26 protein-coding genes, 1 tRNA gene and 1 pseudogene are annotated in these 25,041 nt (G+C 73.1%); 14 read left to right on the top strand and 14 right to left on the bottom strand.

Features of this window, described 5'->3' with window-relative positions; all coding sequences use genetic code 11:
• Window positions 1–30: 30 nt before the first annotated feature.
• Together ACRQ4C_RS03850 and ACRQ4C_RS03845 are read left to right on the top strand one after the other, a co-directional pair.
• Window positions 31–699 (top strand): PepSY domain-containing protein, encoded by a 669-nt coding sequence (locus ACRQ4C_RS03850; protein WP_439690193.1) that lies wholly within the window; start codon window positions 31–33, stop codon window positions 697–699.
• 236 nt (window positions 700–935) lie between these two features.
• On the top strand, window positions 936–2,291 hold the full coding sequence (locus ACRQ4C_RS03845) for a lipopolysaccharide biosynthesis protein (RefSeq protein ID WP_439690192.1): 1,356 nt from the start codon (window positions 936–938) through the stop codon (window positions 2,289–2,291).
• Here the strand turns inward: ACRQ4C_RS03845 and ACRQ4C_RS03840 are convergent.
• Window positions 2,193–3,152 carry a TerC/Alx family metal homeostasis membrane protein gene (locus ACRQ4C_RS03840; RefSeq protein WP_400412494.1) on the bottom strand — a complete coding sequence of 320 codons (960 nt, stop codon included), beginning with the start codon at window positions 3,150–3,152 and terminating at the stop codon, window positions 2,193–2,195. The two genes, ACRQ4C_RS03845 and ACRQ4C_RS03840, sit on opposite strands and share 99 nt — an antisense overlap.
• 354 nt (window positions 3,153–3,506) lie before the next feature.
• Here ACRQ4C_RS03840 and ACRQ4C_RS03835 point away from each other — a divergent pair, with 354 nt between their 5' ends.
• Entirely contained in the window at window positions 3,507–4,526 is a 1,020-nt protein-coding gene (locus ACRQ4C_RS03835) for an LLM class flavin-dependent oxidoreductase (protein WP_439690191.1), read from the top strand.
• 139 nt (window positions 4,527–4,665) lie between these two features.
• Here the strand turns inward: ACRQ4C_RS03835 and ACRQ4C_RS03830 are convergent, their stop codons facing one another.
• The gene (locus ACRQ4C_RS03830) at window positions 4,666–5,346 is read right to left on the bottom strand and encodes a response regulator (RefSeq protein WP_439690190.1); all 681 of its coding nucleotides are present in this window, start codon (window positions 5,344–5,346) and stop codon (window positions 4,666–4,668) included.
• On the bottom strand, window positions 5,343–7,004 hold the full coding sequence (locus tag ACRQ4C_RS03825; RefSeq protein ID WP_439690189.1) for a sensor histidine kinase: 1,662 nt from the start codon (window positions 7,002–7,004) through the stop codon (window positions 5,343–5,345). The genes ACRQ4C_RS03830 and ACRQ4C_RS03825 overlap by 4 nt, the downstream gene beginning before the upstream one ends.
• Before the next feature lie 190 nt (window positions 7,005–7,194).
• Here ACRQ4C_RS03825 and ACRQ4C_RS03820 point away from each other — a divergent pair, with 190 nt between their 5' ends.
• The gene (locus ACRQ4C_RS03820) at window positions 7,195–8,619 is read left to right on the top strand and encodes a cation:dicarboxylate symporter family transporter (protein ID WP_439690188.1); all 1,425 of its coding nucleotides are present in this window, start codon (window positions 7,195–7,197) and stop codon (window positions 8,617–8,619) included.
• An 80-nt stretch (window positions 8,620–8,699) separates the two neighbouring features.
• Here ACRQ4C_RS03820 and ACRQ4C_RS03815 read toward each other — a convergent pair whose 3' ends face one another.
• Window positions 8,700–9,590, bottom strand: a complete 891-nt coding sequence (locus ACRQ4C_RS03815; protein ID WP_439690187.1) for an SDR family oxidoreductase — start codon at window positions 9,588–9,590, stop codon at window positions 8,700–8,702.
• 109 nt (window positions 9,591–9,699) lie between these two features.
• Here ACRQ4C_RS03815 and ACRQ4C_RS03810 point away from each other — a divergent pair, with 109 nt between their 5' ends.
• Window positions 9,700–10,284, top strand: coding sequence for a TetR/AcrR family transcriptional regulator (locus tag ACRQ4C_RS03810; protein ID WP_439690186.1), 585 nt, complete (start codon window positions 9,700–9,702; stop codon window positions 10,282–10,284).
• Window positions 10,285–10,300: 16 nt separating this feature from the next.
• Here the strand turns inward: ACRQ4C_RS03810 and ACRQ4C_RS03805 are convergent, their stop codons facing one another.
• Both ACRQ4C_RS03805 and ACRQ4C_RS03800 read right to left on the bottom strand, forming a co-directional pair.
• Complete coding sequence (locus ACRQ4C_RS03805) at window positions 10,301–11,173, bottom strand: GNAT family N-acetyltransferase (RefSeq protein WP_439690185.1); 873 nt, start codon at window positions 11,171–11,173, stop codon at window positions 10,301–10,303.
• Window positions 11,174–11,247: 74 nt separating this feature from the next.
• Window positions 11,248–11,319: transfer RNA gene (locus tag ACRQ4C_RS03800), tRNA-Gln, on the bottom strand.
• Window positions 11,320–11,413: 94 nt separating this feature from the next.
• Here ACRQ4C_RS03800 and ACRQ4C_RS03795 point away from each other — a divergent pair.
• Together ACRQ4C_RS03795 and ACRQ4C_RS03790 are read left to right on the top strand one after the other, a co-directional pair.
• Window positions 11,414–11,908, top strand: a complete 495-nt coding sequence (locus ACRQ4C_RS03795; protein WP_439690184.1) for a MarR family winged helix-turn-helix transcriptional regulator — start codon at window positions 11,414–11,416, stop codon at window positions 11,906–11,908.
• A 68-nt stretch (window positions 11,909–11,976) separates the two neighbouring features.
• Entirely contained in the window at window positions 11,977–12,417 is a 441-nt protein-coding gene (locus ACRQ4C_RS03790; protein WP_439690183.1) for a VOC family protein, read from the top strand.
• A 34-nt stretch (window positions 12,418–12,451) separates the two neighbouring features.
• Here ACRQ4C_RS03790 and ACRQ4C_RS03785 read toward each other — a convergent pair whose 3' ends face one another.
• The 8 genes and pseudogenes from ACRQ4C_RS03785 to ACRQ4C_RS03750 all read right to left on the bottom strand — a co-directional run bounded on the left by ACRQ4C_RS03785 (window position 12,452) and on the right by ACRQ4C_RS03750 (window position 18,256).
• Complete coding sequence (locus tag ACRQ4C_RS03785; protein ID WP_439690941.1) at window positions 12,452–13,879, bottom strand: ABC-F family ATP-binding cassette domain-containing protein; 1,428 nt, start codon at window positions 13,877–13,879, stop codon at window positions 12,452–12,454.
• A 23-nt stretch (window positions 13,880–13,902) separates the two neighbouring features.
• Window positions 13,903–14,269: pseudogene (locus tag ACRQ4C_RS03780) on the bottom strand (ATP-binding cassette domain-containing protein); the annotation flags it as partial.
• A gap of 184 nt (window positions 14,270–14,453) precedes the next feature.
• Window positions 14,454–14,852, bottom strand: coding sequence for a PLD nuclease N-terminal domain-containing protein (locus tag ACRQ4C_RS03775; protein ID WP_439690182.1), 399 nt, complete (start codon window positions 14,850–14,852; stop codon window positions 14,454–14,456).
• Between the two features lie 129 nt (window positions 14,853–14,981).
• The gene (locus ACRQ4C_RS03770) at window positions 14,982–15,563 is read right to left on the bottom strand and encodes a hypothetical protein (protein WP_439690181.1); all 582 of its coding nucleotides are present in this window, start codon (window positions 15,561–15,563) and stop codon (window positions 14,982–14,984) included.
• A 58-nt stretch (window positions 15,564–15,621) separates the two neighbouring features.
• Window positions 15,622–16,062, bottom strand: coding sequence for a molybdenum cofactor biosynthesis protein MoaE (locus ACRQ4C_RS03765; RefSeq protein ID WP_439690180.1), 441 nt, complete (start codon window positions 16,060–16,062; stop codon window positions 15,622–15,624).
• Window positions 16,059–16,571, bottom strand: coding sequence for a MogA/MoaB family molybdenum cofactor biosynthesis protein (locus ACRQ4C_RS03760; protein WP_439690179.1), 513 nt, complete (start codon window positions 16,569–16,571; stop codon window positions 16,059–16,061). Before ACRQ4C_RS03760 ends, ACRQ4C_RS03765 begins: the two co-directional genes overlap by 4 nt.
• Window positions 16,568–17,041: a cyclic pyranopterin monophosphate synthase MoaC gene (gene moaC / locus ACRQ4C_RS03755; protein WP_290132745.1), complete on the bottom strand. Its 474-nt coding sequence runs from the start codon at window positions 17,039–17,041 to the stop codon at window positions 16,568–16,570. The genes ACRQ4C_RS03760 and moaC overlap by 4 nt, the downstream gene beginning before the upstream one ends.
• Complete coding sequence (locus ACRQ4C_RS03750) at window positions 17,042–18,256, bottom strand: molybdopterin molybdotransferase MoeA (RefSeq protein WP_439690178.1); 1,215 nt, start codon at window positions 18,254–18,256, stop codon at window positions 17,042–17,044.
• A gap of 150 nt (window positions 18,257–18,406) precedes the next feature.
• On the opposite strand from ACRQ4C_RS03750, the gene ACRQ4C_RS03745 reads away from it, so the two are divergent.
• From ACRQ4C_RS03745 to pgm, 7 genes are all read left to right on the top strand, one after another.
• The gene (locus ACRQ4C_RS03745) at window positions 18,407–19,255 is read left to right on the top strand and encodes an MTAP family purine nucleoside phosphorylase (protein ID WP_439690177.1); all 849 of its coding nucleotides are present in this window, start codon (window positions 18,407–18,409) and stop codon (window positions 19,253–19,255) included.
• Window positions 19,252–20,382, top strand: coding sequence for an NAD-dependent epimerase/dehydratase family protein (locus tag ACRQ4C_RS03740; RefSeq protein WP_439690176.1), 1,131 nt, complete (start codon window positions 19,252–19,254; stop codon window positions 20,380–20,382). The genes ACRQ4C_RS03745 and ACRQ4C_RS03740 overlap by 4 nt, the downstream gene beginning before the upstream one ends.
• A gap of 362 nt (window positions 20,383–20,744) precedes the next feature.
• A complete protein-coding gene (locus tag ACRQ4C_RS03735; protein ID WP_439690175.1) occupies window positions 20,745–21,554 on the top strand; it encodes a glycosyltransferase family 2 protein in 810 nt (269 codons plus the stop codon).
• Entirely contained in the window at window positions 21,551–22,186 is a 636-nt protein-coding gene (locus ACRQ4C_RS03730) for a TIGR04282 family arsenosugar biosynthesis glycosyltransferase (protein WP_439690174.1), read from the top strand. The genes ACRQ4C_RS03735 and ACRQ4C_RS03730 overlap by 4 nt, the downstream gene beginning before the upstream one ends.
• On the top strand, window positions 22,183–22,845 hold the full coding sequence (locus ACRQ4C_RS03725; protein ID WP_290132751.1) for a methyltransferase domain-containing protein: 663 nt from the start codon (window positions 22,183–22,185) through the stop codon (window positions 22,843–22,845). Before ACRQ4C_RS03730 ends, ACRQ4C_RS03725 begins: the two co-directional genes overlap by 4 nt.
• A gap of 62 nt (window positions 22,846–22,907) precedes the next feature.
• The gene (locus tag ACRQ4C_RS03720) at window positions 22,908–23,171 is read left to right on the top strand and encodes a hypothetical protein (RefSeq protein ID WP_290132752.1); all 264 of its coding nucleotides are present in this window, start codon (window positions 22,908–22,910) and stop codon (window positions 23,169–23,171) included.
• Window positions 23,172–23,348: 177 nt separating this feature from the next.
• A complete protein-coding gene (pgm, locus tag ACRQ4C_RS03715) occupies window positions 23,349–24,968 on the top strand; it encodes a phosphoglucomutase (alpha-D-glucose-1,6-bisphosphate-dependent) (protein ID WP_439690173.1) in 1,620 nt (539 codons plus the stop codon).
• The last annotated feature ends 73 nt before the right edge of the window (window positions 24,969–25,041 follow it).

The following is a 25,041-nucleotide window of genomic DNA, read 5'->3' as shown; positions in this document are numbered from 1 at the left end:
GCTTCAGCACCCGCTCGACACACTCTCGGCATGGACACGACACGCTTCCCCGCCACCGCCCGCCGCACCGCACTCGTCGCCGCGGTCCCCCTCGCGCTCGTCCTCGGGCTCGCCGGGTGCTCCACCGGGTCCACCGGTTCCTCGGACACCGGCTCGGGTTCGGGCTCGGGTTCGGGTTCGTCGAGCAACTCCGACGGGTCCGGCACCGGGTCCTCGGCGACCGCCGAGCGCTCGTCGGCACCGTCGGGCTCGGCGACAGCCGACGGGTCGGCTCTGCGCGCCGCCGTGTCGACCGCACGCGACGCGGTCGCCTCGGGGACGGTGATCGCAGTCGAGCAGGAGGCCGGCGGCTCCTCGTGGGAGGTCACGGTCGTCGACCGCGACGGCGGCGAGCACGCGGTGCACACCGACGCCGCCGGTTCGCGCGTCACGGCCGGCCCGACGGCCGATGCGACCGATGCCGACGACGTCGCCGAGAACCGCCGGTTCGTGGACGCCGCCGACCTCGACGTCACCGAGGCCGCCGCGAAGGTCGTCGACGTCGCGCCGGGCACGGTCACCGAGCTCGGGCTGGACGACCACCGGGGCGCGGTCGTCTGGGAAGCCGACGTCCGAGGCAGCGACGGCACGAAGCACAGCGTCCGGATCGACGCCGGATCGGGTGCCGTCGTCACGAACACGGTCGACACGGACGACTGACCGCCGGCCCGCGACCCTCGGTGGGTGCTCAGGCTCGACACCAGGAGCACCCGACAACCACAGGATCGTCGGCCTACCGTCGGGTTCGACCTGGAGGACACACCATGAACCTGGACGGCTTCGACGTCCCGACGCTCATCATCTTCTGCGTGGCTGCGGCCGTCGTGATCGGCGGACTGCTGTCCAGTCGTCGTCGACACTGACGCACGGGGAGCGGGCGGTACGCTCCAGTACTCGTGAGCAGCGAACCGACCACGGCGGCAGCGGGTCCGCGGGCCGGCGTCGCGTCCTCGGCGCTCCTCTCCACCGTCGGCATCGGCGTCCAGGGCGCGACGAAGCTGATCGTCACCGTCGTGATCGGCCGGGTGTTCGGCACCGAGGTCCTCGGCCAGTCGTCGGCGCTCCTGTCGCTCGGGGTGTTCGCCGCCCTGCTCTGGCCGTCCGCCGCCGGCAACACGGCGGCCCGTTCCCTGGCGATCGCGATGCGCGCCGGTCGGTCCGACGCCGCGGTCAACCGGCGCCTCGGTGCGTCGATGCTCGTCTCGTCGGTGGTGCTCGCCGCGCTCACGGTCCCGGTTGCCGTCGCGTGGGGCAACGGCCCGTGGACGGTCCTCGGCGGCGTCTCGGTCGTCGTGGGCTACGGCCTCTACGCCTACACCCGCGGGGCGCAGCTCGGGTACGACCGGGCCCGACGGGTCGCCGTGTGGGACGGTCTGACGAGCCTGCTGACCCTCGGCCTGCTGGTACTGGCGTGCGTCACCCGAGCGGAACTGTTCGTGCTCCTGCCGCTCGGCATCGGGTACACGGTGTTCGCGGTGGCGTGCTGGCCACGGGGCACGGGCGGCCACGCGACCGCACCCGAACCGACCCACGGGGTCCTGGGGTTCGCGGCCTGGAACGTGCTCGCCGGCCTCACCACGAACGGGCTGCTGCAGCTCGCCATGATCAGCGCGCAGGTGACCGCCTCGGCGCACGACGCCGGGGTGTACGCGGCGGCCTTCTCGCTCGCGACGCCCGCGTCGATGGTCGGTCAGGCGGTGGCGCAGGTCGTCGTCCCGGCGTTCGCACACCGCAGCGAGGCGTCGTCCCTCCGGACGCCGGGGACGCTGCGGTTCGTCACGGGCTTCGCCGCCGGGACCGCCGTGGTCTTCGGCCTGGTGGCGCTGCTCGCGGACTGGTTCCTGCCGCTGTTCTACCCGGACGAGGGCGTGGCCGCGGTCGCCGACCTCCGGTACCTCGTGCTCGGCGTGTGGGTGTTCACGATGTCGCTCGTCCCCGCGGCCCTGCTGCTCGCCGCCGGACGGTCACGGCAGGTGGCGCTCGCGTCGGTCAGCGGCTTCGTCGTCGGCGTGGTGCTCATGGCCGCCCTCGCCCCCGCGACCGGTGTCGCCGCGGGCAGCACCGGATTCCTGGTCGGCAGCGCGGTCAACCTCGTCGCCGTCGTGACGCTCGGGCTCCGGCGGACGACCGTGCCGACCGGGCCGGCGGCCGCGTCAGCGCTCGACGGGACGGCGCCGGGCGTCGTCGTGCCGCATCCGCACGAGGCTCGCGAGGGTCGCACCGCCGATCGCGACGATGATCACCGCGAGTGACGTCCACGTCCCGATCTCCGGCGCCCACTCGACGTGCTGCCCGCCGTTCAGGAAGGGCAGCTCGTTCTCGTGCAGGGCGTGCAGCACGAGCTTCACGCCGATGAACGCCAGGATCAGGGCGATCCCGTACTTGAGGTAGATGAGACGCTCGAGCAGCCCACCGAGCAGGAAGTACAGCTGCCGCAGCCCCATGAGCGCGAACACGTTCGCGGTGAACACGATGAAGGCACTCTCCGTGATGCCGAAGATCGCGGGGATCGAGTCGAGCGCGAACAGCAGGTCGGTGGTGCCGATCGCGACGAGCACGACGAGCATCGGCGTGAAGTGCCGCTGCCCGTCGACGTGCGTCCGGAGCCGGATCCCGTCGTACGTGTCGGTGACGCGGACGCGACGCCGGAGCAGCCGCACGATGAAGCTGTCCTCCTGCTCCTCGCCGTCGTGGTCCTCGCGCACCTGCTGGATCGCGGTCCAGATCAGCCACGCGCCGAAGAGGTAGAAGATCCAGGAGAAGTCCTCGATGAGCCGCGCGCCGAGCAGGATGAAGACGCCGCGCAGCACGAGCGCGATGATGATGCCCATCATGAGCACCGCCTGCTGGATCGGCTTCGGCACCGCGAACCGCGCCATGATGATGACGAAGACGAACAGGTTGTCGATGCTCAGGCTGTACTCGGTCAGCCAGCCCGCGAGGAACTGCCCCGAGGCGTCCCCGCCGGCGAACACCAGCATCGCGAGGGCGAACAGGAGCGCCAGGCCGACGTAGAACCCGACCCAGAGTCCGGACTCCCGCATGGTCGGTTCGTGTGAACGACGCGAGACGATCACGAGGTCGGCGAGCAGGATCGCGACGACGACGACCATCGACCCGATCTCGAACGCGATGGGCAGGTCCGGCACGCGACGATCCTTCCGTGGCCGACGAGATGCGCCACCCGTGCGGTGGGCCGTCCGGCACCCCGCGATCCTACCCGTGCGATCGTTCAGGTCCGGTCGGGACGGAGCGAGCGGCGTCCCGGCCCGAGCAGGGTGGCTCGAGGGCCGGGACGGCATCGCGATGACGAACCCCGGTGCGTTCGGGTCGGACCGGTCGGGTGCGGTTCGTCTGGTCACGACTCTAGCGGTCCACCGAACGGCGGACAAACCGATCTGTCTACCCAGAACGGGGGCCACACCGTCCGCCCGGTGCAGTGGTGCGGTGTCTGCGACGATCGACCCATGCCCCACGACGGTCAGCCCCTCGCACGACTCGGCTTCCTCACGATCGGCACCTTCGACCCCGCACACCCGGGGCGCGGGCACGAGGAGACCCTCCGTGTCATCGAGCGAGCGGAATCCCTCGGCTACGACAGTGCGTGGCTGCGGCACCGCCACCTGCAGCACGGCATCTCCTCCCCCGTCGCGCTCCTCGCCGCCGTGTCCCAGCGCACCGCGCGCATCCACCTCGGCACGGCCGTCACACCGATCGGCGCCGAGAACCCGTTCCGGCTCGCCGAGGACCTCGGCACCGTCGACGTTCTCCTCGGCGGGCGGCTCAACCCCGGGTTCTCGTCGGGCACCCCCATGAACTACGACCTGTACCGCGACGCGATCCACCCGGACACGGCGGAGCTGGAGGACTTCGGCGACGCCCGACTCCTGCGCTTCCGCGACCTCGTCCGCGGCGACGCGGTCGTCGACCACGCCGAGCGCCGGGGCATCGAGGAGTTCGCCACGACCGTCCAGCCGCACAGCCCCGGCCTCGTCGATCGGCTCTGGTACGGCACCGGCAGCACACGGTCCGCGGTCTGGGCTGCCCGGAACGGCTTCCACCTGCTCACCTCCAGCGTGACCCGGAGCGAGGTCGGCACCGACTTCGCCACGAACCAGCGCGCCCAGGTCGAGGCGTACCTCGACGCCCACCCGGACCCGAGCACGGCGCGGGTGTCGCAGGGCCTCGTGGTCATCCCCACCGACAGCGCCACACCCGAGCAGGTGGCCCGCTACCGCGCGTACGCCGAGGCACGGTCCGGACGCGTCGGCGTCCCCCAGGGTCCGGCAGGGCTGCTGTTCGCCGCCGACCTCGTCGGGTCGTCGGCGGAGATCGCAGACCGTCTCCGCGCGGACGCCGGCTTCCAGGTCGCGACCGAGGTCGCCTTCGCGTTGCCGTTCTCCTTCGAGGCCGACGACTACGCCCAGATCGTGACCGACATCGCCGAACACCTCGGCCCGGAACTCGGGTGGTCGCCCCGGACCTGATCCCCCGTCCGGAGCAGAGCGCGGCCGAGCGCTGACCGTTGCTCCCGCCACCACGGCCTGGAGGCGCGACACGCGTCCGACGCGTGTCGTGCCTCCAGGCCGCGGCCGGTCCCGGCGTCAGCCGGTCACCTGCCGGCCGTCAGCGGAGCCAGCGGTACGCGTACTCCGGTCGGCCGGGGCCGCTGTGCCGCACGTCCTTGCCGGCCTGCCCCGCACCGATGAGGTGCTCCAGGTAGCGGCGTGCGGTCACCCGCGAGATCCCGAGCGCGTCGGCGACCTCGGACGCCGAGGTGGCCTGGTCGGAGCGTGTCAGGTGCGCCCGGACCGCGTCGAGCGTCTCCCGGGCGATCCCCTTCTCGTGGTCCGGCGGCGCGGTCGGACGCAGCGAGCCGAGGCTCTGGTCGATGTCCGCCTGGGTGAGGGACCGTCGGTCCTCGAACCCGCGCCGGAACTCGCGGTAGGTGGTCAGGCGCTCGGCGAACGTGCGGTAGCTGAAGGGCTTGACGAGGTACTGCACGACGCCGAGCGCGATCGCGTTCTTCACCCCGCGGGCGTCGTGGGCGGCGGTCACGGCGATGACGTCGACGGCGGACCCGGCGGTGCGGAGTGCACGGACGAGCTGCAGGCCGTGGGCGTCGGGCAGGTTGAGGTCGAGCAGGACGAGGTCCGGCTGCTCGGCGGCGACGGCGGCCAGCATCGCGCGCCCGGTCGCCGCCGACCCGACGACCGTGAAGCCGTCGAGACGCGCCAGGTACGCGGCGTGCGCCTCGGCGGTCAGGGGTTCGTCCTCGACGATGAGGACCCGGACGGTGTCGGTCACGCGGGCACCCGCCCCGGTGTGAGGTCGACCACGAACCTGCTGCCGTCGGGACCCGTGCTGACGGTGACCTCCCCGCCGATGCGCGCCACGGCGGACCGGACCAGGTCGAGGCCGAAGCCGCGCCCCTCCGGACCCGCGGACTTGGTGGACCATCCGCGTCCGTAGGCCGCGTCGAGGTCGGGGATGCCGGGGCCGTCGTCCTCGACGACGAACCGGGTGTGGCCGCCGGTGGTGGTCACCGTGACGGTCACGGTGCCGCGGCGCTCGGCGGTCGCGTCGACGGCGTTGTCGACGAGGTTGCCGAGGACGGTGATGACGTCGCCGGGTGCGGCCGCCACGGGCGCCGTGAGCCCGCTCGTGCGCGCGGTCAGGGTCACCCCGCGTTCATGCGCCTGCGCTCGCTTGCCGTCGAGCACCGCCGCGATGACGTCGGCAGGGGTCTCCGCCTCGGCGGCGGCACCGCCGGACGCGCCCACGTCCGCGCCCACCTCGGCGGCGGCACCGCCGGGCGCGCGCAGGTCCGCACCGCCGCGCGCATCCGCGTGCCGGTCGAGCTCGTCGGACGCGAACCGGATCGCCTCGTCCACCCGCCCGAGCTCGAGGAGCGCGACCACGGCGTGCATCCGGTTCGCGAACTCGTGCGTCTGCGAGCGCAGTGCGTCGGTCAGGGTCCGGGTCGCCGCGAGCTCGCCTGACAGGTGCAGCAGCTCGGTCTGGTCCCGGATCGTGGCGACGGTCCCGAGCGGGCGGGAGGACCCGCGGGAGAACGCCATCTCCTGGTTGACGACGAGCACCCGGTCGGCGGTCGCGTACGTCTCGTCGACGGCACGGTCGCCCGAGGCGAGCAGGGTCCGCAGCTCCTCGGGCACGTCGAGCGACGCCAGCGGGACCGGGCGCTGGCCGTCCACCGGGGCCGACAGGTGCAGCAGCTCGGCGGCGCGGTCGTTGTGCAGCACGACGTCGCCCGAGCGGTCGATGACGACGAGCCCCTCGTGGACCGAGTGCAGGACGCCCTCGTACGACGCGAACACCCGCGCGAGCTCCTCGGGCCCGCGACCAGCGGTGACCCGGCCGAGGTACCGGCTGAGCGACCACGAGAACAGGGCCGACACCGCGACGACGGCGAGCGCCAGCAGCACGACGGACACCAGCCGCGGCAGCAGCGCCGTCGAGATGTTGGCGACGGTCACCCCCGCGGCCACGAGCCCGATGACCCGACCGTCTCCGTCGGTGATCGGTGTGACCGCACGCACCGACGGGCCGAGGGTCCCGGTGAACGTCTCCGTGAAGGTGTCCCCTGCGAGGGCGGGCGCGATCGTGCCCCGGAACGGCTGCCCGATCTCGGCACGGTCAGGGTGGGTCCACCGGGTGCGGTCGGGCGCCATGATCGTGATGAAGTCGGTGTGGGTGCGGCGCATGAGGTCGAGGGCGTAGGGCTCGAGCCGCTCCGACGGGTCGGCGGTGGTGGCCTGTTCGACGACGAACGGGTTGCGGGCGATCGAGACCGCCACGGCCTCGGACTTCTCCGCGGCGTCGGTCTCGAGGTCGGCCCGCGCAGACGACCAGCTCCAGGCCCCGCCGACCACCACCCCGACGACCACGAACACGAGCTGCAGCGCGAACAACCGTGTGGCGATGCTCCACCGTTTCGGTGCCACTGTCCTGCCCTCCTCGCCTCGTTGCGGGAAGACCCATCCTCGCGCACCGCGGGCCGATCGCGCAGCACGGCCGTGAACGCAATGAACACAAGTCGACGTGCGCTGTCCGGAAGGGCGAGGGTGTCCCCACTCCCGAGAGGACGAGCCGACCGGTGCGACGACGCGCCGGTCCCGACGACAAGGAAGTCTCATGGCATCGACGCACCCGTCCAGCACGCGCCCCACGCGGCGTCGCGGCCTGGACCGCTCGCACTGGCTGTACATCGCCGTCATCGTGGCGGTGGTCGCCGGCATCGTGGTCGGTCTCGCGGCCCCGGCCTTCGCGGTCGGCCTCAAGCCGATCGGCGACGGCTTCATCGCCCTCATCAAGATGATGATCGCGCCGGTGATCTTCTGCACGATCGTCCTCGGCGTGGGGTCCATCGCCAAGGCCGCGACGGTCGGCAAGGTCGGCGGCCTGGCGCTCGGCTACTTCGTCGCGATGTCGACGTTCGCGCTCGCGATCGGCCTCGTCGTCGGCAACCTCATCCACCCGGGCGACCACCTCGACATGTCGAAGGCGACGTACGAGCTGCCGGCCGGCTCGGAGGAGAGCGCGTCGTCGACGTCGGGCTTCCTGCTCGGCATCATCCCCGCCACCCTGGTGTCCTCGCTCACGAGCGGCAGCATCCTGCAGACCCTGTTCGTCGCGCTGCTCGTCGGCTTCGCCCTGCAGGCCATGGGCGAGAAGGGGGCGCCGATCCTGACCGGCATCCGGCACCTGCAGGCACTCGTGTTCCGCATCCTCGCGATGGTCATGTGGGTCGCCCCGGTCGGCGCCTTCGGTGCGATCGCCGCGGTCGTCGGCGCGACCGGCGTCGCTGCCCTCGTGGCCCTCGGCACGCTCATGGTCGCCTTCTACATCACGTGCATCGTCTTCGTCGTCGGGGTGCTCGGCGTCCTGCTCCGCATCGTCACCGGGGTCAACATCTTCCGGCTCATGAAGTACCTCGGCCGCGAGTACCTGCTCATCGTCTCGACGTCCTCGAGCGAGGTCAGCCTGCCGCGCCTCATCGCGAAGATGGAGCACCTCGGCGTCTCGAAGCCGGTCGTCGGCGTGACGGTCCCGACCGGGTACTCGTTCAACCTCGACGGCACCGCGATCTACCTGACCATGTCGTCGCTCTTCATCGCGAACGCGCTCGGCACCCCGCTGAACATCCCGGAGCAGATCTCGCTCCTGGTCTTCATGATCATCGCCTCGAAGGGCGCCGCCGGCGTCACCGGCGCCGGCCTCGCGACGCTCGCGGGCGGCCTGCAGGCGCACCGGCCGGACCTCGTGAACGGCGTCGGGCTCATCGTCGGCATCGACCGGTTCATGTCCGAGGCCCGCGCGCTCACGAACTTCACCGGCAACGCCGTCGCCACCGTGCTGGTGGGCACGTGGACCCGGCAGATCGACAAGCAGCAGGTCGAGCGGGTGCTGTCCGGCGCGGCGCCCTTCGACGAGCGCACGATGTCCGCGGACGACCACGGCGCCACTCCGGCGGCGCCGGAGCGCATCTCGACCGAGGCGGTCCGCACCATCGTCGAGCCGGAGCACGAGCGCCGCGCAGCGGCCGCCGAGCGGCGCTGACGGACGGGAGGCCCGGATCACCGCACGCAGACCTGCTGCGGTGATCCGGGCCTCCAGGCTGTGCCCCGCACCCGCGTCGGTCAGTCGGCCGACGTCGTGTAGTACCCGGCGTCCAGGTCCTCGAGGAGCGTCGGGCCCGTCGGCTCCCAGCCGAGGAGCGCGCGCGTGCGCGCACTCGACGCCGGCTGGTCGCCCCCGAGGAGCGCGCCGAAGACGCCGAGCGTCGCGGGGTCGACCGCCTGCGCGGGCAGGCCGGTCTGCCGGCTGACGGACTCGGCGACGGCGCGCATCGGCACCCCCTCCTCGGCGACGGCGTGCAGCACCGACCGCGGCGGCGCGGACTCGAGGGCGAGCCGGAAGAGTCGCGCCGCGTCCTCGACGTGGACGGCCGGCCACCGGTTCGCACCGTCACCGACGAACGCGGCGACGCCGAGCTGCCGGTCGAGCTGCACGAGCGAGGCGATGAGGCCGTTGCGGTCCCCTGCGCCGTGCACCGTCCGTGGCATCCGGACGAGACCCGACCGGATGCCACGGTCCGCGAGCGCGAGGACCGCGGCGGCGGTCCGCGATCGTGCCCCGGCGGGACCGTCGGGGTCGAGCGCGTCGTCCTCCGTGGCGACCCCGGTCGGGTTCGTCGGTGTGCCGGACGCGGCGAAGAAGGCCTTGCCGCTGTCCGCGAGTGCATCGGCGAGGGTGGCGAGCAGGGCGACCTCGTTGTCGATCGTCTCGTCGAAGGCGTCGAAGTCGAGCGTGAACGCCAGGTGGGCCGTCGCGTCCGCACGCCGGGCCTGCTCGACGATCAGGGCGTGGTCGGACACGTCGCCCCGGACCGGACGGGCACCCGCCGACCGGATGCGCTCGGCGGAGGCGTCGGAGCGGGCGAGCCCCGTGACCTCGTGGCCCTGACCGACGAGGTCGCGGGTGAGGGCGCTGCCGATCCAGCCGGACGCTCCCGTGATGAAGACCTGCATGTGCTGACTCCTGTCCGGTGCCGCTCTCGTGGGCGCCGTCGCGGTGATGAGACTTGGTATCGTCACCGTACACCTGATGCGACTAAGTCGCATCGGCTAGCATGAGCCGATGGCACGCTGGCAACCCGATCCGCGCGGACGACTCCTGCGTGCGGCGCTCGACCTCTTCGCCGAGCAGGGCTACGACGCCACGACCGCCGCGCAGATCGCCGAGCGGGCCGGGCTCACGAAGGCGACGCTCTTCCGGCAGTTCCCCGACAAGCGGGAGATCCTGTTCCAGGGGCAGGCGGCCACGGTCGAGACCGTCTCGCGCGTCGTGCGGGACGCCCCTGCCGACCGCACGGACGTGGAGGTGGTCGACGACGTGCTCGACGCCCTCGTGGCCGCGCACGTGCCCGAGCAGCAGGCGATCGGCGCGGCGATCACGGCGCTGACGGTGACGCACGAGGCACTCCGGGAGCGGTACGTCTACAAGCGGTTCGTCGTCACCGAGGCGCTCGGGGCGGCACTGCAGGAGCGCGGTGTGCCCGCGCACCGGGCGACGGTGCTCGCCGGGACGGCCGTGCGGGGGTACTGGGACGGGTTCGAGCGGTGGACGGTCGCGGGTGCGGGGGCGGCGCTCGGGCCGTTCGTGCGCGAGGAGGTGGGGGCGTTGCGGGCGGCGGCGGGCAGTCCGTCGCCGGCGCACTCGTGACGGAGCGGCCTGCCCCTCACACCGGCCGCACCCGATCGAAGCGCTCCTCCAACGGCGAGAAACCGGCCGACCGGTAGGTCGCCACCGCACTCTGCAGCGAACTCGGGGTGCACACCCACGCGATCGAGGCGCCGCGCTCCCGGAGCACCGCGGCGGCCGCGGTGCAGATCGCTCGCCCGAACCCGCGGCCACGGTGGTCCGCGTGCACGCCCATCGGCTCGAGGATCGCGGGTCGGCCGTTGCCCGCGCCCCACACCGTCACCCCGGCCACGGGGGCGCCGGAGCCGTCCCGTCCGAGCAGGCAGAAGCCCGCGTCGAACGGCGTCCCACCGACCATCGTCTGCCAGCGCTCGGCGGTGAAACTCGCGTTGCCCCACGCGGACCGGTGGACGGTCGTGAAATCGGCGACACTCGATGCGTCCACGACCTCGGCGCGGAAGCCCGGCAGCGGCAGGTCGACCGGATCGGAGAGGTCGCGGGCGAGCGGCGTCCAGGCTTCGCCGGCTGCCCACCCGGTCGACGCGAGGTGCTCGTGGACCGCCGTCGTGGTGGGCACCTCGACCGACAGCGCACCGGCCGGGAACCGTTCGTCATCTGCGCGGGAGAGACCCTCGGAGATGACACGGGCGACTCCGGGGTCGGCCCAGCGCTCGGGTGCGACCGTCATCCGGAGGACCGAAGGACCGTCGAGGAAGCCGATCGCGACGATCACGCCGTCGTCGGACCACACCCGCGAAGCGGCGGCCACCGATGTGGCTCCGTGCCGCCAGGCCCACCCGAGGTCGCCGGGGTGCAGTTGCACGAGTGGGGCGTCTCGCTGCCACGACGACAGGGTCGTGACGACGGCTCGGAGGGCACTGGTGTCCGGGACGTCGACGGTGGTGGTCATGCATGCCAGTGCAGCACCTGGGACGCCGCTTCGCCAACGGGGGGGCGGCCCGCCGTGCACGCCTGGCCGGAGCGCTCCGCCTCCAGGATTCGAACCCGGACCTAACGGCACCAAAGGCCGTCGTGCTGCCGTTACACCAAGGCGGAACACACCCGGCGGGGTGGAGCCCACCGAGTGCCCGACCATCCTCCCATGCCCCGGTCGGTGGCCGTGCGCTCCCGGTTCGGCCAAGATGGGGGGATGCCGCAGGAGGACGAGGTCGATCGGATCGTCGCGGCGTGGGGCCGGGAGCGGGACGACCTCGACTTCGCCCCGCTCGAAGTGTTCTCGCGGGTCGACCGGCTGGCGCGACACCTCGACCGGGCACGCCGTGCAGCGTTCGACGCGAGCGGGGTCGAGCCGTGGGAGTTCGACGTCCTGTCGGCGCTCCGGCGAGCGGGCGAGCCGTACGAGCTGAGCCCGAAGACCCTGCTGCAGCAGACACTGGTGTCGAGCGGCACGATGACGAACCGCGTCGACCGGCTGGCGGCACGTGGTCTGGTGAGCCGCCGGACGGACCCGCGCGACGGACGCGGGATCCTCGTGTCGCTGACGGTGTCCGGACGGCAGGCGGTGGACGCCGCGATCGCCGACCTGCTCGACGCCGAACGCGGGATCCTCGACGAGGTCGCCGGCCCGGAACAGGCGCAGCTGTCCGCCCTGTTGCGACGGCTGATCCTCGGCCTGGGCGACTGAGCGCAACCGGGCGCGACTGAGCGCAACCGGGCGCGACCGACCACGCCCGAGCGGACTAGCCTGCGGCCATGCACGCGATCACCCTGGCCGTGGCCGACGTCGAGCGTTCGGCCGCGTTCTACCGCGACCTGCTCGGCATCGAGGGCAGCGGCGTCATCGGCACCGAGTACCCGCGGACGGACTCGCAAGCGGGCGGGACGACGGCCATGTTCACGCTCGACGACGGACTCATCGTGAGCGTGTACGCCCGCGAGGACATGGCGCTCGACTCCGGCGTCGACCTCCCGCACGGTCCGACCTCGACCATCGGGCACTTCGTCGGCTCGCAGTCCGATGCAGACGCGTTCCTCGACCGGGCGCGGTCCGCGGGGGCGACGATGCTCGCTGCGCCGTACACGCGTCCGTGGGGCATGTACTCCGGCTTCTTCCAGGACCCGGACGGCCACCTCTGGGAGGTCGTGGCGAACCCGGGCGGCGGCGACCCGGCGGACGCCTCACCCGCCGTCTGACGGGCTCGCCGCACGACCGGAGTCACCGATCGGACTACACCCCGAGCTGCTCCGCGACCTCGAGCCAGCGCTCCTCGAGCTGCTCGACCTCGGCCTCGAGCGCCCCGAGCTTCGCCTGCAGCGCACCGAGTCCCGCGTAGTCGGACTGGTCGTGCGCCGCGAACGCGTCGAGGACCTCCTGCCGGTCGGCACCGACGCGGGCGATCCGGCGGTCGAGCGCCGACATCTCCTTCTCCGCCGCCCGACGCTCCGCACCCGAGAGCGCCGGAGCGGCGGCCGCGGCCGCAGCGGCCGGCATGCCGGACGCACCGGACGCAGCAGCAGCACCCGCGGCCCCGGCCCCGGCCCCGCCCGCCGACCCGGCCACGTTGCCGGCCGAGCCGGTCCCGCCTGCCGTGTCGGGCCTCCCGGCAGCAGCGGCGGCAGCCGCCGACGCGGTCGCGGGCACCGAGCCCGACGCACGCAACCGCATGTACTCGTCGACCCCGCCGGGGAGGTGCCGGAGGTGCCCGCCGAGCACGGCGTACTGCTGGTCGGTGACGCGTTCGAGCAGGTAGCGGTCGTGCGAGACCACCAGGAGCGTGCCCGGCCAGGTGTCGAGGAGGTCCTCCATCGCGGCGAGCATGTCCGTGTCGAGGTCGTTCGTGGGCTCGTCGAGGATGAGCACGTTCGGTTCGTCGAGCAGGATGAGCATGAGCTGGAGCCGTCGCTTCTGCCCACCGCTGAGGTCCTTGACCGGCGTCGAGAGCTGCGCGGAGGTGAAGCCGAGGCGCTCGAGGAGCTGCGACGGCGTCATCTCCTTGCCGTCGGCGACGTAGGAGGTCTTCTTGCGGGCGACGACCTCGCGCACCCGGTCGTCGGCGAACTGCTGGAGGTCGGCGAGCTGCTGGTCGAGCACCGCGACCTGCACGGTCTTGCCGGTCTTCACTCGGCCCGTGGTGGGCTGGAGCTTGCCGGACACCAGGTTGAGCAGCGTCGACTTGCCCGCGCCGTTCGGCCCGAGGATGCCGGTCCGCTCCCCCGGCGCGATCCGCCACTCGACGTCACGGAGGATGACGTCGTCGCCGAACGTGACACCGGCGTCGAGCAGGTCGACGACGTCCTTGCCGAGGCGTGCGGTCGCCATCTGCGAGAGCGCGACGGTGTCGCGGATCGGCGGGACGTCGTCGATGAGGGCGTTCGCCGCGTCGATGCGGAACTTCGGCTTTCTGGTCCGGGCGGGTGCGCCGCGACGGAGCCACGCGAGCTCCTTGCGGGCGAGGTTCTGCCGGCGCTGCTCGGACGCCGCCGCCTGCCGGTCACGCTCGACGCGCTGGAGGATGTACGCCGCGTACCCGCCCTCGAAGGGGTCGACGATGCCGTCGTGGACCTCCCACGTGTCGGTCGACACGGCGTCGAGGAACCACCGGTCGTGCGTCACGACGACGAGACCGCCCTGGTTCGCGGACCACCGACGCTTGATGTGGTCGGCGAGCCACTGGATGCCCTCGACGTCGAGGTGGTTCGTCGGCTCGTCGAGGAACAGCACGTCCCAGTCGCCGACGAGGAGCTTCGCGAGGGCGATGCGTCGTCGCTGGCCCCCCGAGAGGTCGTCGACGTTCGCCTCCCACGGGATGTCCGACACGAGGCCGCCGATGATGTCGCGGATCGTCGGGTCACCGGCCCACTCGTGCTCGGCTCGGTCGCCGACGACGGTCGCGCCGACGGTCGCGCCCGCCGGCAGGACGTCGCGCTGGTCGAGGTACCCGACCGTCAGGCCGCGCCGGTGCGTGACCCGGCCGTCGTCCGGCTCGATCCGCTTCGAGAGGAGCGCGAGGAGCGTCGACTTGCCGTCGCCGTTCCGGCCGACCACGCCGATGCGGTCGCCCTCGTCGATGCCGAGGGTGACGCTGTCGAAGACGACACGGGTGGGGAACTCGAGATGCAGGTTCTCGGCGCCGAGGAGATGAGCCACCCGACAAGGGTACGGGGGCGCGCGGCGGGCGCGGTCGCGGTCGCGTCGCGGTCGTTCCGGCGGGACGGCCTGGAGGCGCGGCTCAGCTCGACGGGGTCGCGTCGCCTTCGCCGGCTGCTTCCTTCGCGCGCTTCAGGCGCGCCTGCGCCTCCCAGTACTCGATCTCGCGCTCGAGGTCGGCGAGTTCCTGTTCGGTGCCGCTGACGCGCTTGTCGCCGTGGGCCGACCGGGCCTCGCCGAGGGTGGCGTACCGGTCCTCGTGGCGGACCGGATCGAGGTAGCGGCCGTGGTTCCGCTCGCCGGGTGCCCAGTCGTGGCCGACGGCGAACCACACGATCGGGCCGACGACGGGGACGAAGATGCAGATGAGGACCCAGGCGAGCTTCGGCAGCCCGCGGATCTCGGCGTCGGTCTTCGTCAGGATGTCGATCAGGGCGAAGACGAGCAGGAGGGTCCCCGCCCCGTACAGCAGCACGCTCATGAGGTCGAATTCTATGGACCGGCCGAGAGCCCGGCTACGCCCCGAATGCGTGCCGCGGTTGCGATCGGGCAACGGTCTCCTGCGACGGCGTACAGGCTCGTCGCCAGGGTGCGACCGGTCGCGCGTGGGTCACTCGGCCTCGTGGTCGAGGTACCGCTGCGCCGTGGACGCCGAGCGGATCGAGATCGCCCCGGACCCGAGCCCCACCACGGCCCATCCGGCGTTCAGTACCCAGAAGTCACCGGCGACGAGCGCAGCGGCGGCGCCGATCGTGACGATCGCCGCGGGCAGCACGGTGGACGCTGTCCGGACCCGCTGGAGCGCCGTGGCGCGGACGACCTCGAGCCGGTCCTCGGGTGCCCGCTCGCGCTCGCGGATCACGCGGCGGACCGCGTCCTGCTCCCGCGGGAGCAGGACGTCCGTCACCGGGGGCGACACGCGGCCGCGTCGGCGGTCCCGCGCCGCCACGACCAGGGACGCGACGAGGACGATCGTGTACGCGACCAGCCCGCTCCACGCGACGACCCACCGGCCGGTCGAGTCCGGTGGGAACGTGCGGCCCACGACGAGGACGAGGATCGCGGGGAGCACGAGCAGCGCGGTCGCGCGAGCGACGGAGAACCGGCGTGGGGCCGGCAGCGCGAGCACGTCCAGCGCTCGGGCCTCGGCCGCTGCCCACCGCTGCTCAGCCCGTTCGACGGTGTCGGTCATCGTGCCCCTCATCGCTGCTCGCCGCGGCCTCCAGCCAACCAGGTGGCCCGAGGATCCGTCAGAGGGCGGCGACCCACTCGTCGGAGCCGTCGAGGAAGCGCTGGTGCTTCCAGATCGGGGTGCGTTCCTTCACGAGGTCGATGAGGGCCGCACAGGCAGCGAAGGCCTGTGCCCGGTGCGGCGAGGCGACCGCGGCGGCGAGCGCGACGTCTCCCACGACGAGGGCTCCGACCCGGTGCAGCACAGCGATCCGGACGTCGGGGTGGTCCGCTGCGATCGTCTCGGCGACCTCGCGGAGCACGGCGGCCGCCGTCGGGTGCCCCTCGTAGTCGAGCGCGGTGACGCCCTTGCCGCCGTCGTGGTCGCGGACGACCCCGGCGAACGTCACGACGGCGCCGTCACGGTCGGAGGCCACGGCGGTGCTCGTCTCCTCGACGGTCACGTCGCGGTCGACGACGTCCGCGAGCAGGACCCGCCCGGAAGCCTGCGCCCCGGTCACGAGGCGCTCCGCGGTGCGTGTCCGTCGCCGTGGAGCTGGGCGAGCACGTGGTCGAGCAGTCCGCCGAGGACGTCGAGCCCGTCGGCCACGCCGCCTCGGGACCCCGGGAGCGTGACGATGAACGTTCCGCCGGCGGCGATCCCGGCGACTCCGCGGCTGAGGAGTGCGGTCGGTCCGGCCCCGGCGAGGCCCCGGCGCCGGATCTCCTCGACGATCCCGGGGAGTTCGAGGTCGAGCAGGGGTGCGACGGCCTCGGGCGTGCGGTCGGTGGGGGTGACGCCCGTGCCGCCGGTGGTGATGACGACCCGGGCGCCGGCGAGGACCTCGCCCGTGATCGTCTCCGCGATCGGACCACCGTCGGGAACGATCGTCGGTTCCGCCACCGTGAAGCCGTGCTCGCGGAGCCAGGCGGCGATCACCGGCCCGGTGCGGTCGAGTGCGGGGTCCGCCGCGGCCTGCGTGGAGACGACGAGCACGCCGGCTCGCCCCCTCGTCGGTTCGGACGTCATCGGTCTGCCTCCCAGTCGCCCGAGCGGCCGCCGTGCTTCTCGAGCACCCGGACGTCGGTGATGGTCGCTGCCCGGTCGACGGCCTTGACCATGTCGTACACCGTGAGCGCGCCGACGCTGGCGCCGGTCAGGGCCTCCATCTCGACGCCGGTCCGTGAGGTGGTGCGGACGGACACCTCGACCACGACGCGGTCGTCGGCGCCCGTGATGTCGACCTGGACCCCCGAGATCGGCAGCGGGTGGCAGAGCGGGACGAGGTCGGAGGTCTTCTTCACCGCCATGATCGCGGCGATGCGCGCGGTGCCGATGACCTCGCCCTTGGGCAGTGAGCCGTCGATGATCCGGGCGACGACGTCGGGCCGGGTCACGAGGGTCGCGGTCGCGGTGGCCGAGCGGTCGGTGACGTCCTTGTCGGAGACGTCGACCATGTGAGCCGATCCGTCGGCGCGGACGTGGGAGAGGTCGGTCATCTACAGACTCCAGACGGTGAGCGGATCACCCGGTTCGACGGCGGCGGTGCCGACGGGGACGTGGACGAGGTGCGTCGCGGCGGCGTAGTGCGCGAGGAGGTGTGAGCTCGGGCCGCCGACCAGGTGGACACGGCCGTCCTCCACCCTGCCGCGTCGGACCTGGTGCTTGGCCTCGGGTGAGACGGCGGCCTCGGCCGCGGGCAGCACCTGCACGGGGCGGTCGGCGGGCAGCCCGACGAGCGGGGCGAGCACCGGGCGGAGGAACACCTCGAACGAGACGAGCGCCGAGACGGGGTTGCCGGGGAACGCGACCACGGGGACGGCTCGGTCGCCGAACGTCACCGTCCCGAGTGCCTGCGGGCCACCGGGCTGCATCGCGACCGGCGTCACCTCGAGCCCGCGCGGCTCGAGCGCCTGCCGCACGACCTCGTACGCACCCGCGCTGATCCCACCGGTCGTCAGGACGAGGTCGGCCCAGTCGCCGACGGCCTCGGTGACGCCCGCGAGGAACGCGGTCTCGTCGTCGGGGACCACGACGGTGCGGGCCTCGGCACCGACCTCGGCGAGCGCGGCGGTCAGCGCCACGCCGTTCGCGTCGCCGATGCCCGCACCGTGGACGTCGACACCGACGAGTTCGGAGCCCGTGCTCACGACCAGCACCCGGACCGGCCGGACGACGTCGACCTGTTCCACGCCGGCTGCGGCGAGCGCACCGAGGAGCGCCGGGGCGACGAACGCCCCGGCCTCGGCCACGACCCCGCCCCGGGGCAGGTCGGAGCCGGTGGTGCGGACGAAGTCCCCCGCGGTGACGTCGTCGGGCACGTGGACGCGGTCGAGCGTCAACGCCGCGGGGAACGCGCCGACGTCGGTGCGTTCGACGGGGAAGACGGCGTCGGCCCCGTCGGGGATCCGCGCACCGGTCATGATCGGCGCGGCGGCACCGGGCGCGAGCGGGGCGGGGACCCGGCCCGCGGGGATCGGGGCAGCGACCGTGAGGGCCCGGCCGGCGTCGGCGGCGCGGACGGCGAAGCCGTCCATCTGGCTGTTGTCGAACGCGGGGAGCGCGACCGGTGCGACGACGAGTGTCGCGAGCCGACGACGTGCCCCGGCGCGGGCGTCGGCGGCGAGGTCGACGGTGCGCCGGGCCTCCAGGCAGGAACGGTCGGACGTGCCGGGCGTGAGCTGCTCGGTGACCGGGGCGAGCAGGGCAGCCACCGCTTCGGCGTGTCGACCGATCGTTCGCACAGGGCCCTCCGAAGTCGTGGACGGAGCAAGGGGACGTGAGCTGCCCGACGGAACCGCCGTCAGGGAGCGTCAGTAGCGTATCCAGCGCGCAACCCGCGCCGAGGACGATTCGGAGGACCTGTGGAGAACGACGTGACGATCGGTGTGATCGGTGGATCGGGCCTGTACGAGCTGTTCGAGGCGGGCACGGCGGAGGAGCGGACGGTCGCGACGCCGTTCGGCGAGACCTCCAGCCCGATCAGCATCGGCACCATGTCCGGCCGACGTGTGGCGTTCCTCACCCGGCACGGCCGGTCGCACTCGGTCGCACCGCACCGCATCAACCACCGTGCGAACACCTGGGCCCTGCGGTCGCTCGGCGTCCGGGCGATCGTCTCGTCGAGCGCCGTCGGCGGCCTGCACCCGGACTACGCACCCGGCACCTTCGTCGTGACGGACCAGCTCATCGACCGCACCTGGGGCCGCTCCGACACCTTCTTCGAGGACGACGTGCAGCACCTGTCGTTCGCCGACCCCTTCGACCCGGTCCTCCGCGCCGCCGCCGTCGAGGCCGTCGCCGCACTCGGCGTGCCGCACCGGACGACCGGCACGTGCGTCGTGATCCAGGGCCCGCGGTTCTCGACCCGTGCCGAGTCGGTCTGGATGCGCGAGGCCGGCGGCCACACGATCAACATGACGATGACACCGGAGGTCCCCCTCGCGGCGGAGCTCGGCATCGGCACGGTGAACCTGTCGTTCGTGACCGACGCCGACGCGGGCCTCGAGCTCGCGGCGGGGCCGGACGACGAGCCGGTCACGCACGCAGCGGTGATGGAGCGGCTCAAGCGGGCGAACGAGGTCATCGTGCGGGCGATCGGGTCGATCGTCGCAGCGATCCCGGAGGAGTTCACGCCGCGTGAGCTCGTGCCGACGACCGCGAGCGCGTCGGTCCTGGCACTGCCGGTGAACGGGCCGGGGGCGTCCGCGTGACCCGGCTGCTCGTCACCGGGGGCGCGGGGTTCATCGGCTCCGCGATCGTCCGGCGGGCGCTGGCCGAGGGGTACGAGGTCCGGGTGCTCGACTCGCTGCGGGCCGACGTGCACGGCGACGGCGCGGCGTCCGGCGCGGGCGCGGCGTCCGGCTCGGGCGCGGGCGCGGCGTCCGGTCCGGCCGCCTCCGGCCAGCCCGCGACCGTGCCCGCGGGCGTGGACTTCGTACGCGGCGACGTCCGTGACGATGCCGTGCTCGACGCCACCCTCGACGGGGTCGACGTCGTCTGCCACCAGGCCGCGAAGGTCGGACTCGGCGTCGACTTCCAGGACGCCCCCGACTACGTCTCCTCGAACGACACCGGGACGGCGCACGTCCTCGCCGCGATGGACCGGCACGGCATCGGCCGGCTCGTCGTCGCGAGCTCGATGGTCGTCTACGGCGAAGGGGCGTACGCCACCGCTGCCGGCGACCCGACCCGGCCGCCGGCGCGCCGCCGCGAGGACCTCGACGCCGGACGCTTCGACCCGATCGGTGCCGACGGCGAGCCGCTCGTGCCGGGCCTCATCGACGAGGACGCCGCGCTCGACCCGCGCAACGTGTACGCGCAGACGAAGGTGGCGCAGGAACACCTGGCGTCCTCGTGGGCGCGGGCCACCGGCGGCCGGGCGATCGCGCTCCGGTACCACAACGTCTACGGGCCGGGCATGCCCGCCAACACGCCGTACGCCGGTGTCGCGTCCCTGTTCCGCTCGGCGCTCGCGCGGGGCGAGGCTCCCCGGGTGTTCGAGGACGGCCGGCAGCGGCGGGACTTCGTGCACGTGGACGACGTCGCGGGCGCGAACGCGGCGTCGATCGCGGCGACGGCCGACCTGCCGGACGACTCGTTCCGGGCGTACAACGTCGGCTCGGGCACCGTGCACACCATCGGCGAGATGGCCGCCGCGATCGCCGGGCCGGACGGGCCGCAGCCGATCGTCACCGGCGAGTACCGGCTCGGGGACGTCCGGCACGTGACCGCGTCGTCGGAGCGCATCGGGCGGGAGCTCGGGTGGCGCGCCGAGGTCGACTTCGAGCGGGGCATGCGCGAGTTCGCGACGGCGCCGCTGCGGGCCGCGGTGCGCTGAGGCGCGGCGTGGCTCGCGGCCGCGCGCCCCGAGTCTCGTGTGGCCGCGCCCCGAGTCTCGCGCAGCACACCCCGACTCTCGCGCAGGCGGACACGTCTCGCGTTCCGGAGCGCGAGAACTGTCCGGCAGCACGAGACTCGGCCACGACCCGGCCCGGCCCGGCCGCGGCCCGACCCGCCGCCGCGACCCCGCCACCCCACATCGGGGGACACCGTATCCGGACACCGGGGTACAGCCCGGCCCGGTTCCGGTCAGGCCGCCCGGGCACCGTGGGGACCATGTCGACGACGCCCGCGAGTCCCGCGAACCCCGATCCGCACGGTGACCCCCGTCGATCCGGCCGTCCGCACCGAACAGACGGCATGAACGTCGACGTGATCCTGCCGTGCCTCGACGAGGCCGACGCCCTCCCCCGCGTGATCGGGCGGCTGCCGCAGGGCTACCGGGCGATCGTCGTCGACAACGGTTCGACCGACGGCTCGGCCGACGTCGCCCGCGCGCACGGCGCCACGGTCGTCACCGAGCCCCGCCGCGGATTCGGCTCCGCGTGCGCCGCGGGCGTCGCCGCCGCCACCGCCGACTTCGTCGCGTTCTGCGACGCGGACGCCTCGATGGACCCTGCCGAGCTACCAGGCCTGCTCGACCGCGTCGCGTCGGGTCGCACCGACCTCGCACTCGGCCGCCGCGTCCCGACCTCGCGCGGTGCGTGGGCACCGCACGCACGCTTCGCGAACCGCGTGCTCGCCGTCCTCATGCGTCGCGCCACCGGCTACCGGCTGCGCGACCTCGGGCCGATGCGCGTGATGCGCCGCGAGCAGCTCGTCGCGCTCGACCTGCAGGACCGCCGCAGCGGCTACCCGCTCGAGATGGTCCTCGCGGCGCACGCCGCCGGCCTCCGCGTCGACGAGAGCGACATCGGCTACGCGCAACGCATCGGTGACAGCAAGGTGACCGGCACGCTCCGCGGCACGGTCAACGCGATCCGCGACATGTCGCGCCTCCTCCGTGCCTACCGCTCCGGCGAGCACCGTCCCCGCACGGTCACCGACGCCACCCCCGACGCGGCAGCACCCACGACGACCGGCACGACCGGCCTGGAGGCACGCCCCACCGCCGCCGACACCGCTCCCCTCGAGCGCGTGGCCGGTCCCGTCGAGGGGGCGCGCTCGTGACCGCCGTGACGGTCGCGGTGGTCGCCAAGGAGTGCCTGCCCGGTCGCGTGAAGACCCGTCTCATCCCGGCGCTCGGCCCCGAGGGCGCCGCCCGCGTCGCAGCCGCGAGCCTGTCCGACACCCTGGCGACGGTGCGCGCGCTGCCGGCCGCCCGTCGGATCCTGTTCTTCGACGGCGAGGTCGTCCCGGCTGCGGCCGAGGGCTTCCACGTCCTGCCCCAGCCGACCGGTGACCTCGACGAGCGCCTCGGCACCCTCTTCGACGCCGTCCAGGGGCCGCTGCTCCTGGTCGGCATGGACACGCCGCAGGTGCGCCCGGCGGACGTCGCCGCGGTGTTCGAGCAGCCGGAGCGCGACGCCTGGTTCGGACCGGCGGAGGACGGCGGGTTCTGGGCGCTGTACCTGCACGTGCCCGACGGTGCGCTCATCCGCGGTGTGCCGATGTCCAAGGACGACACGGGGGCGGTGCAGCGCGCCCGACTGGTGGACGCCGGACTCGACGTCGGTGACCTCGCACCCCTGCTCGACGTGGACGAGATCGCCGACGCCGACCGAGTGGCCGAACTCGCGCCCGACTCCGCGTTCGCCGCCGCCCTGGCGTCCGAACGCACGACCTCCGGAGGTGCCCGATGACCATGCACGCCCCGATGACCTTCGGCGCAGGCGGCGGCGAGCCGTACGCTCGTGCCCTCCGCTCCGACGGACGCCTCCGACTGACCGACCCGAGCCGACCCGGCACGGTCACGACGATGGACGTCGGACGCTGGAGCGCCGCCGCCGACCGTGTCGACCGGTCGCTGCTCGACGACGCCGACGGTCCGGTCATCGACATCGGCTGCGGCCCGGGTCGGATGCTCGTCGCCGCACGGGCCGTGGGCCTGCCGTCGCTCGGCGTGGACGTCTCCGCCGAGGCCGTCGCGATCGCCCGCCGTTCCGGAGGTCGGGCGGTGCAGGGTTCGGTCTTCGACCCGGTGCCCGACGAGGGCCACTGGGACACCGCGCTCGTGATCGACGGGAACATCGGCATCGGCGGCGACCCGACGGCGCTCCTCGCCCGGTGTCGGGCGATCGTGCGTGTCGGCGGCCGCGTGGTCGTCGAGACGAACCCGGACCGTGACGCCGACCGGACGTACACCGCCCGGGTGGTCGACGCCGACGGACACGAGAGCGCCGCGTTCCCGTGGGCCGAGACCGGGCTCGACGCTCTCCACGGCCACGCGGCCGACGCGGGGCTGCTCGCCCGGCAGAGCTGGACGGCCGAGGGCCGGACGTTCTGCGAGCTCATCGCCTGACCAGGCCCATCGCGCAACCGTTTGTTTTGCATGATGCAAGACACGGCGGTACCATCGTTCACATGCAGAACCGCGACTTCCCCTTCGGCGGCTCGTACGTGAGCGGCACCACGCGGCGCGACGAACTCGGCGCCTACACCGTGACCGCGGCACAGCGTCCGCTGGGCACCTACACGGGTGTCGCCGTCGCCCGACCGCTCGGACGCTTCGTCGACACGCAGTCCGGTCGCGGCACGGCCACGGGTCCGGTCCGGACGGCGACGGGTTCGTTCCGGACCGCGACCGGCTCGCTCCGCACGGCGACGGGCTCCTTCCGCACGGCCTGACCCCACCTCGGACAGCGCCACTCCACAGACCGCGAGCGGTCGCCCACCGGATCGTCCCCCTACCGATCCGGCTCGGGCGGCCGCTCGCTCCGTTCCGGCGGACGTCGCACGGTCCGTCGCGCGCGCCGGGGACGGACGACCAGCACGCGCACCACCACCGGGTGCCAGGATGGGCACATGAACGACCGCGCCGGAACCCCTGCGACCGCCGACGACCTCGTCGACCTCGACGCCCTGCTCGCCGCGTACCACGAGCGCGTCCCGGACGTCTCCGTCCCCGAGCAGAAGGTCGTGTTCGGGACCTCCGGGCACCGCGGTTCGTCCCTCGACACCGCGTTCAACGACACCCACATCGCCGCGATCACGCAGGCGATCGTCGAGTACCGGACCCAGCAGGGCACCGACGGCCCGCTCTTCATCGGTCGTGACACCCACGCGCTCTCGGCCCCGGCCGAGCGGACGGCGCTCGAGGTCCTCGCGGCGAACGGCGTCCGGGTGCTCGCCGACAGCGCCGACGGCTTCGTCCCGACCCCGGCCCTCAGCCACGCGATCATCGCCTACAACCGCGCCGGCAACCCGGACACGGCGGACGGCATCGTCATCACCCCGAGCCACAACCCGCCCCGCGACGGCGGCTTCAAGTACAACCCCCCGCACGGTGGCCCGGCCGACAGCGACGCCACCAGCTGGATCGCCGACCGCGCGAACGCCATCATCGCCGGGGGCAACGCCGAGGTGCGTCGCCAGGACAACACCGCGGCCGAGGGCTACGACTACCTCGGCTCCTACGTGGCCGACCTCGAGAACATCATCGACATCGACGCGATCAAGCGCGCCGGCGTCCGCATCGGTGCCGACCCCCTCGGCGGGGCGTCCCTGCTGTACTGGGAGCGCATCCGCGACCACTACGGCCTCGACCTCACCGTGGTGAACCCCGAGGTCGACCCGACCTGGGCGTTCATGACCCTCGACTGGGACGGCAAGATCCGCATGGACCCGTCGAGCGCGAGCGCGATGGCGTCGGTGGTCGCCCGCAAGGACGAGTTCGACGTGCTGACGGGCAACGACGCCGACTCCGACCGGCACGGCATCGTGACGCCGGACGGCGGCTTGATGAACCCGAACCACTACCTCGCCGTCGCGATCGAGTACCTGTACGCCCACCGGCCGGAGTGGCGCGACGACGCCGCGATCGGCAAGACCCTCGTCTCGTCGAGCATCATCGACCGGGTCGCGGAGTCCCTCGGACGCCGGCTGTGGGAGGTCCCGGTCGGGTTCAAGTGGTTCGTACCGGGCCTGATCGACGGCTCGGTGGCGTTCGGCGGTGAGGAGTCCGCCGGTGCGAGCTTCCTGCGCAAGGACGGCACCGCATGGACGACCGACAAGGACGGCATCATCCTGGCGCTCCTCGCGTCGGAGATCATCGCGGTGACCGGCAAGACCCCGTCGCAGCTCTACGCCGAGCTGACAGAGCGGTTCGGCGCGCCGGTCTACCAGCGGGTGGACGCCGCGGCGAGCAAGGAGCAGAAGGCCCGCCTGTCGAAGCTCGACGGCGACGCCATCGCCGCGGACACGCTCGCGGGCGACCCGATCACCGCCAAGCTCTCGAAGGCGCCGGGCAACGACGCGGCGGTCGGCGGCGTCAAGGTGGTCACGGACAAGGCGTGGTTCGCAGCTCGGCCGTCCGGCACCGAGGACGTCTACAAGATCTACGCCGAGAGCTTCGTCGGGCAGGAGCACCTCGAGCAGGTGCAGCGCGAGGCCAAGGAGATCGTCGACGCAGCCCTCGGCGCGTAGCGGGACGCAGGCGTACCCTCCGGCTGGTCGGCAGCAGCCGGAGGTCTGCCGATCCACTCAGGAACGGGCTCCG

Source organism: Curtobacterium sp. SP.BCp (assembly GCF_051903255.1).
GTDB lineage: Bacteria > Actinomycetota > Actinomycetes > Actinomycetales > Microbacteriaceae > Curtobacterium.
Note: the sequence above shows the minus strand (reverse complement) of the source record. Positions and strands in the feature narration are given on the sequence as shown.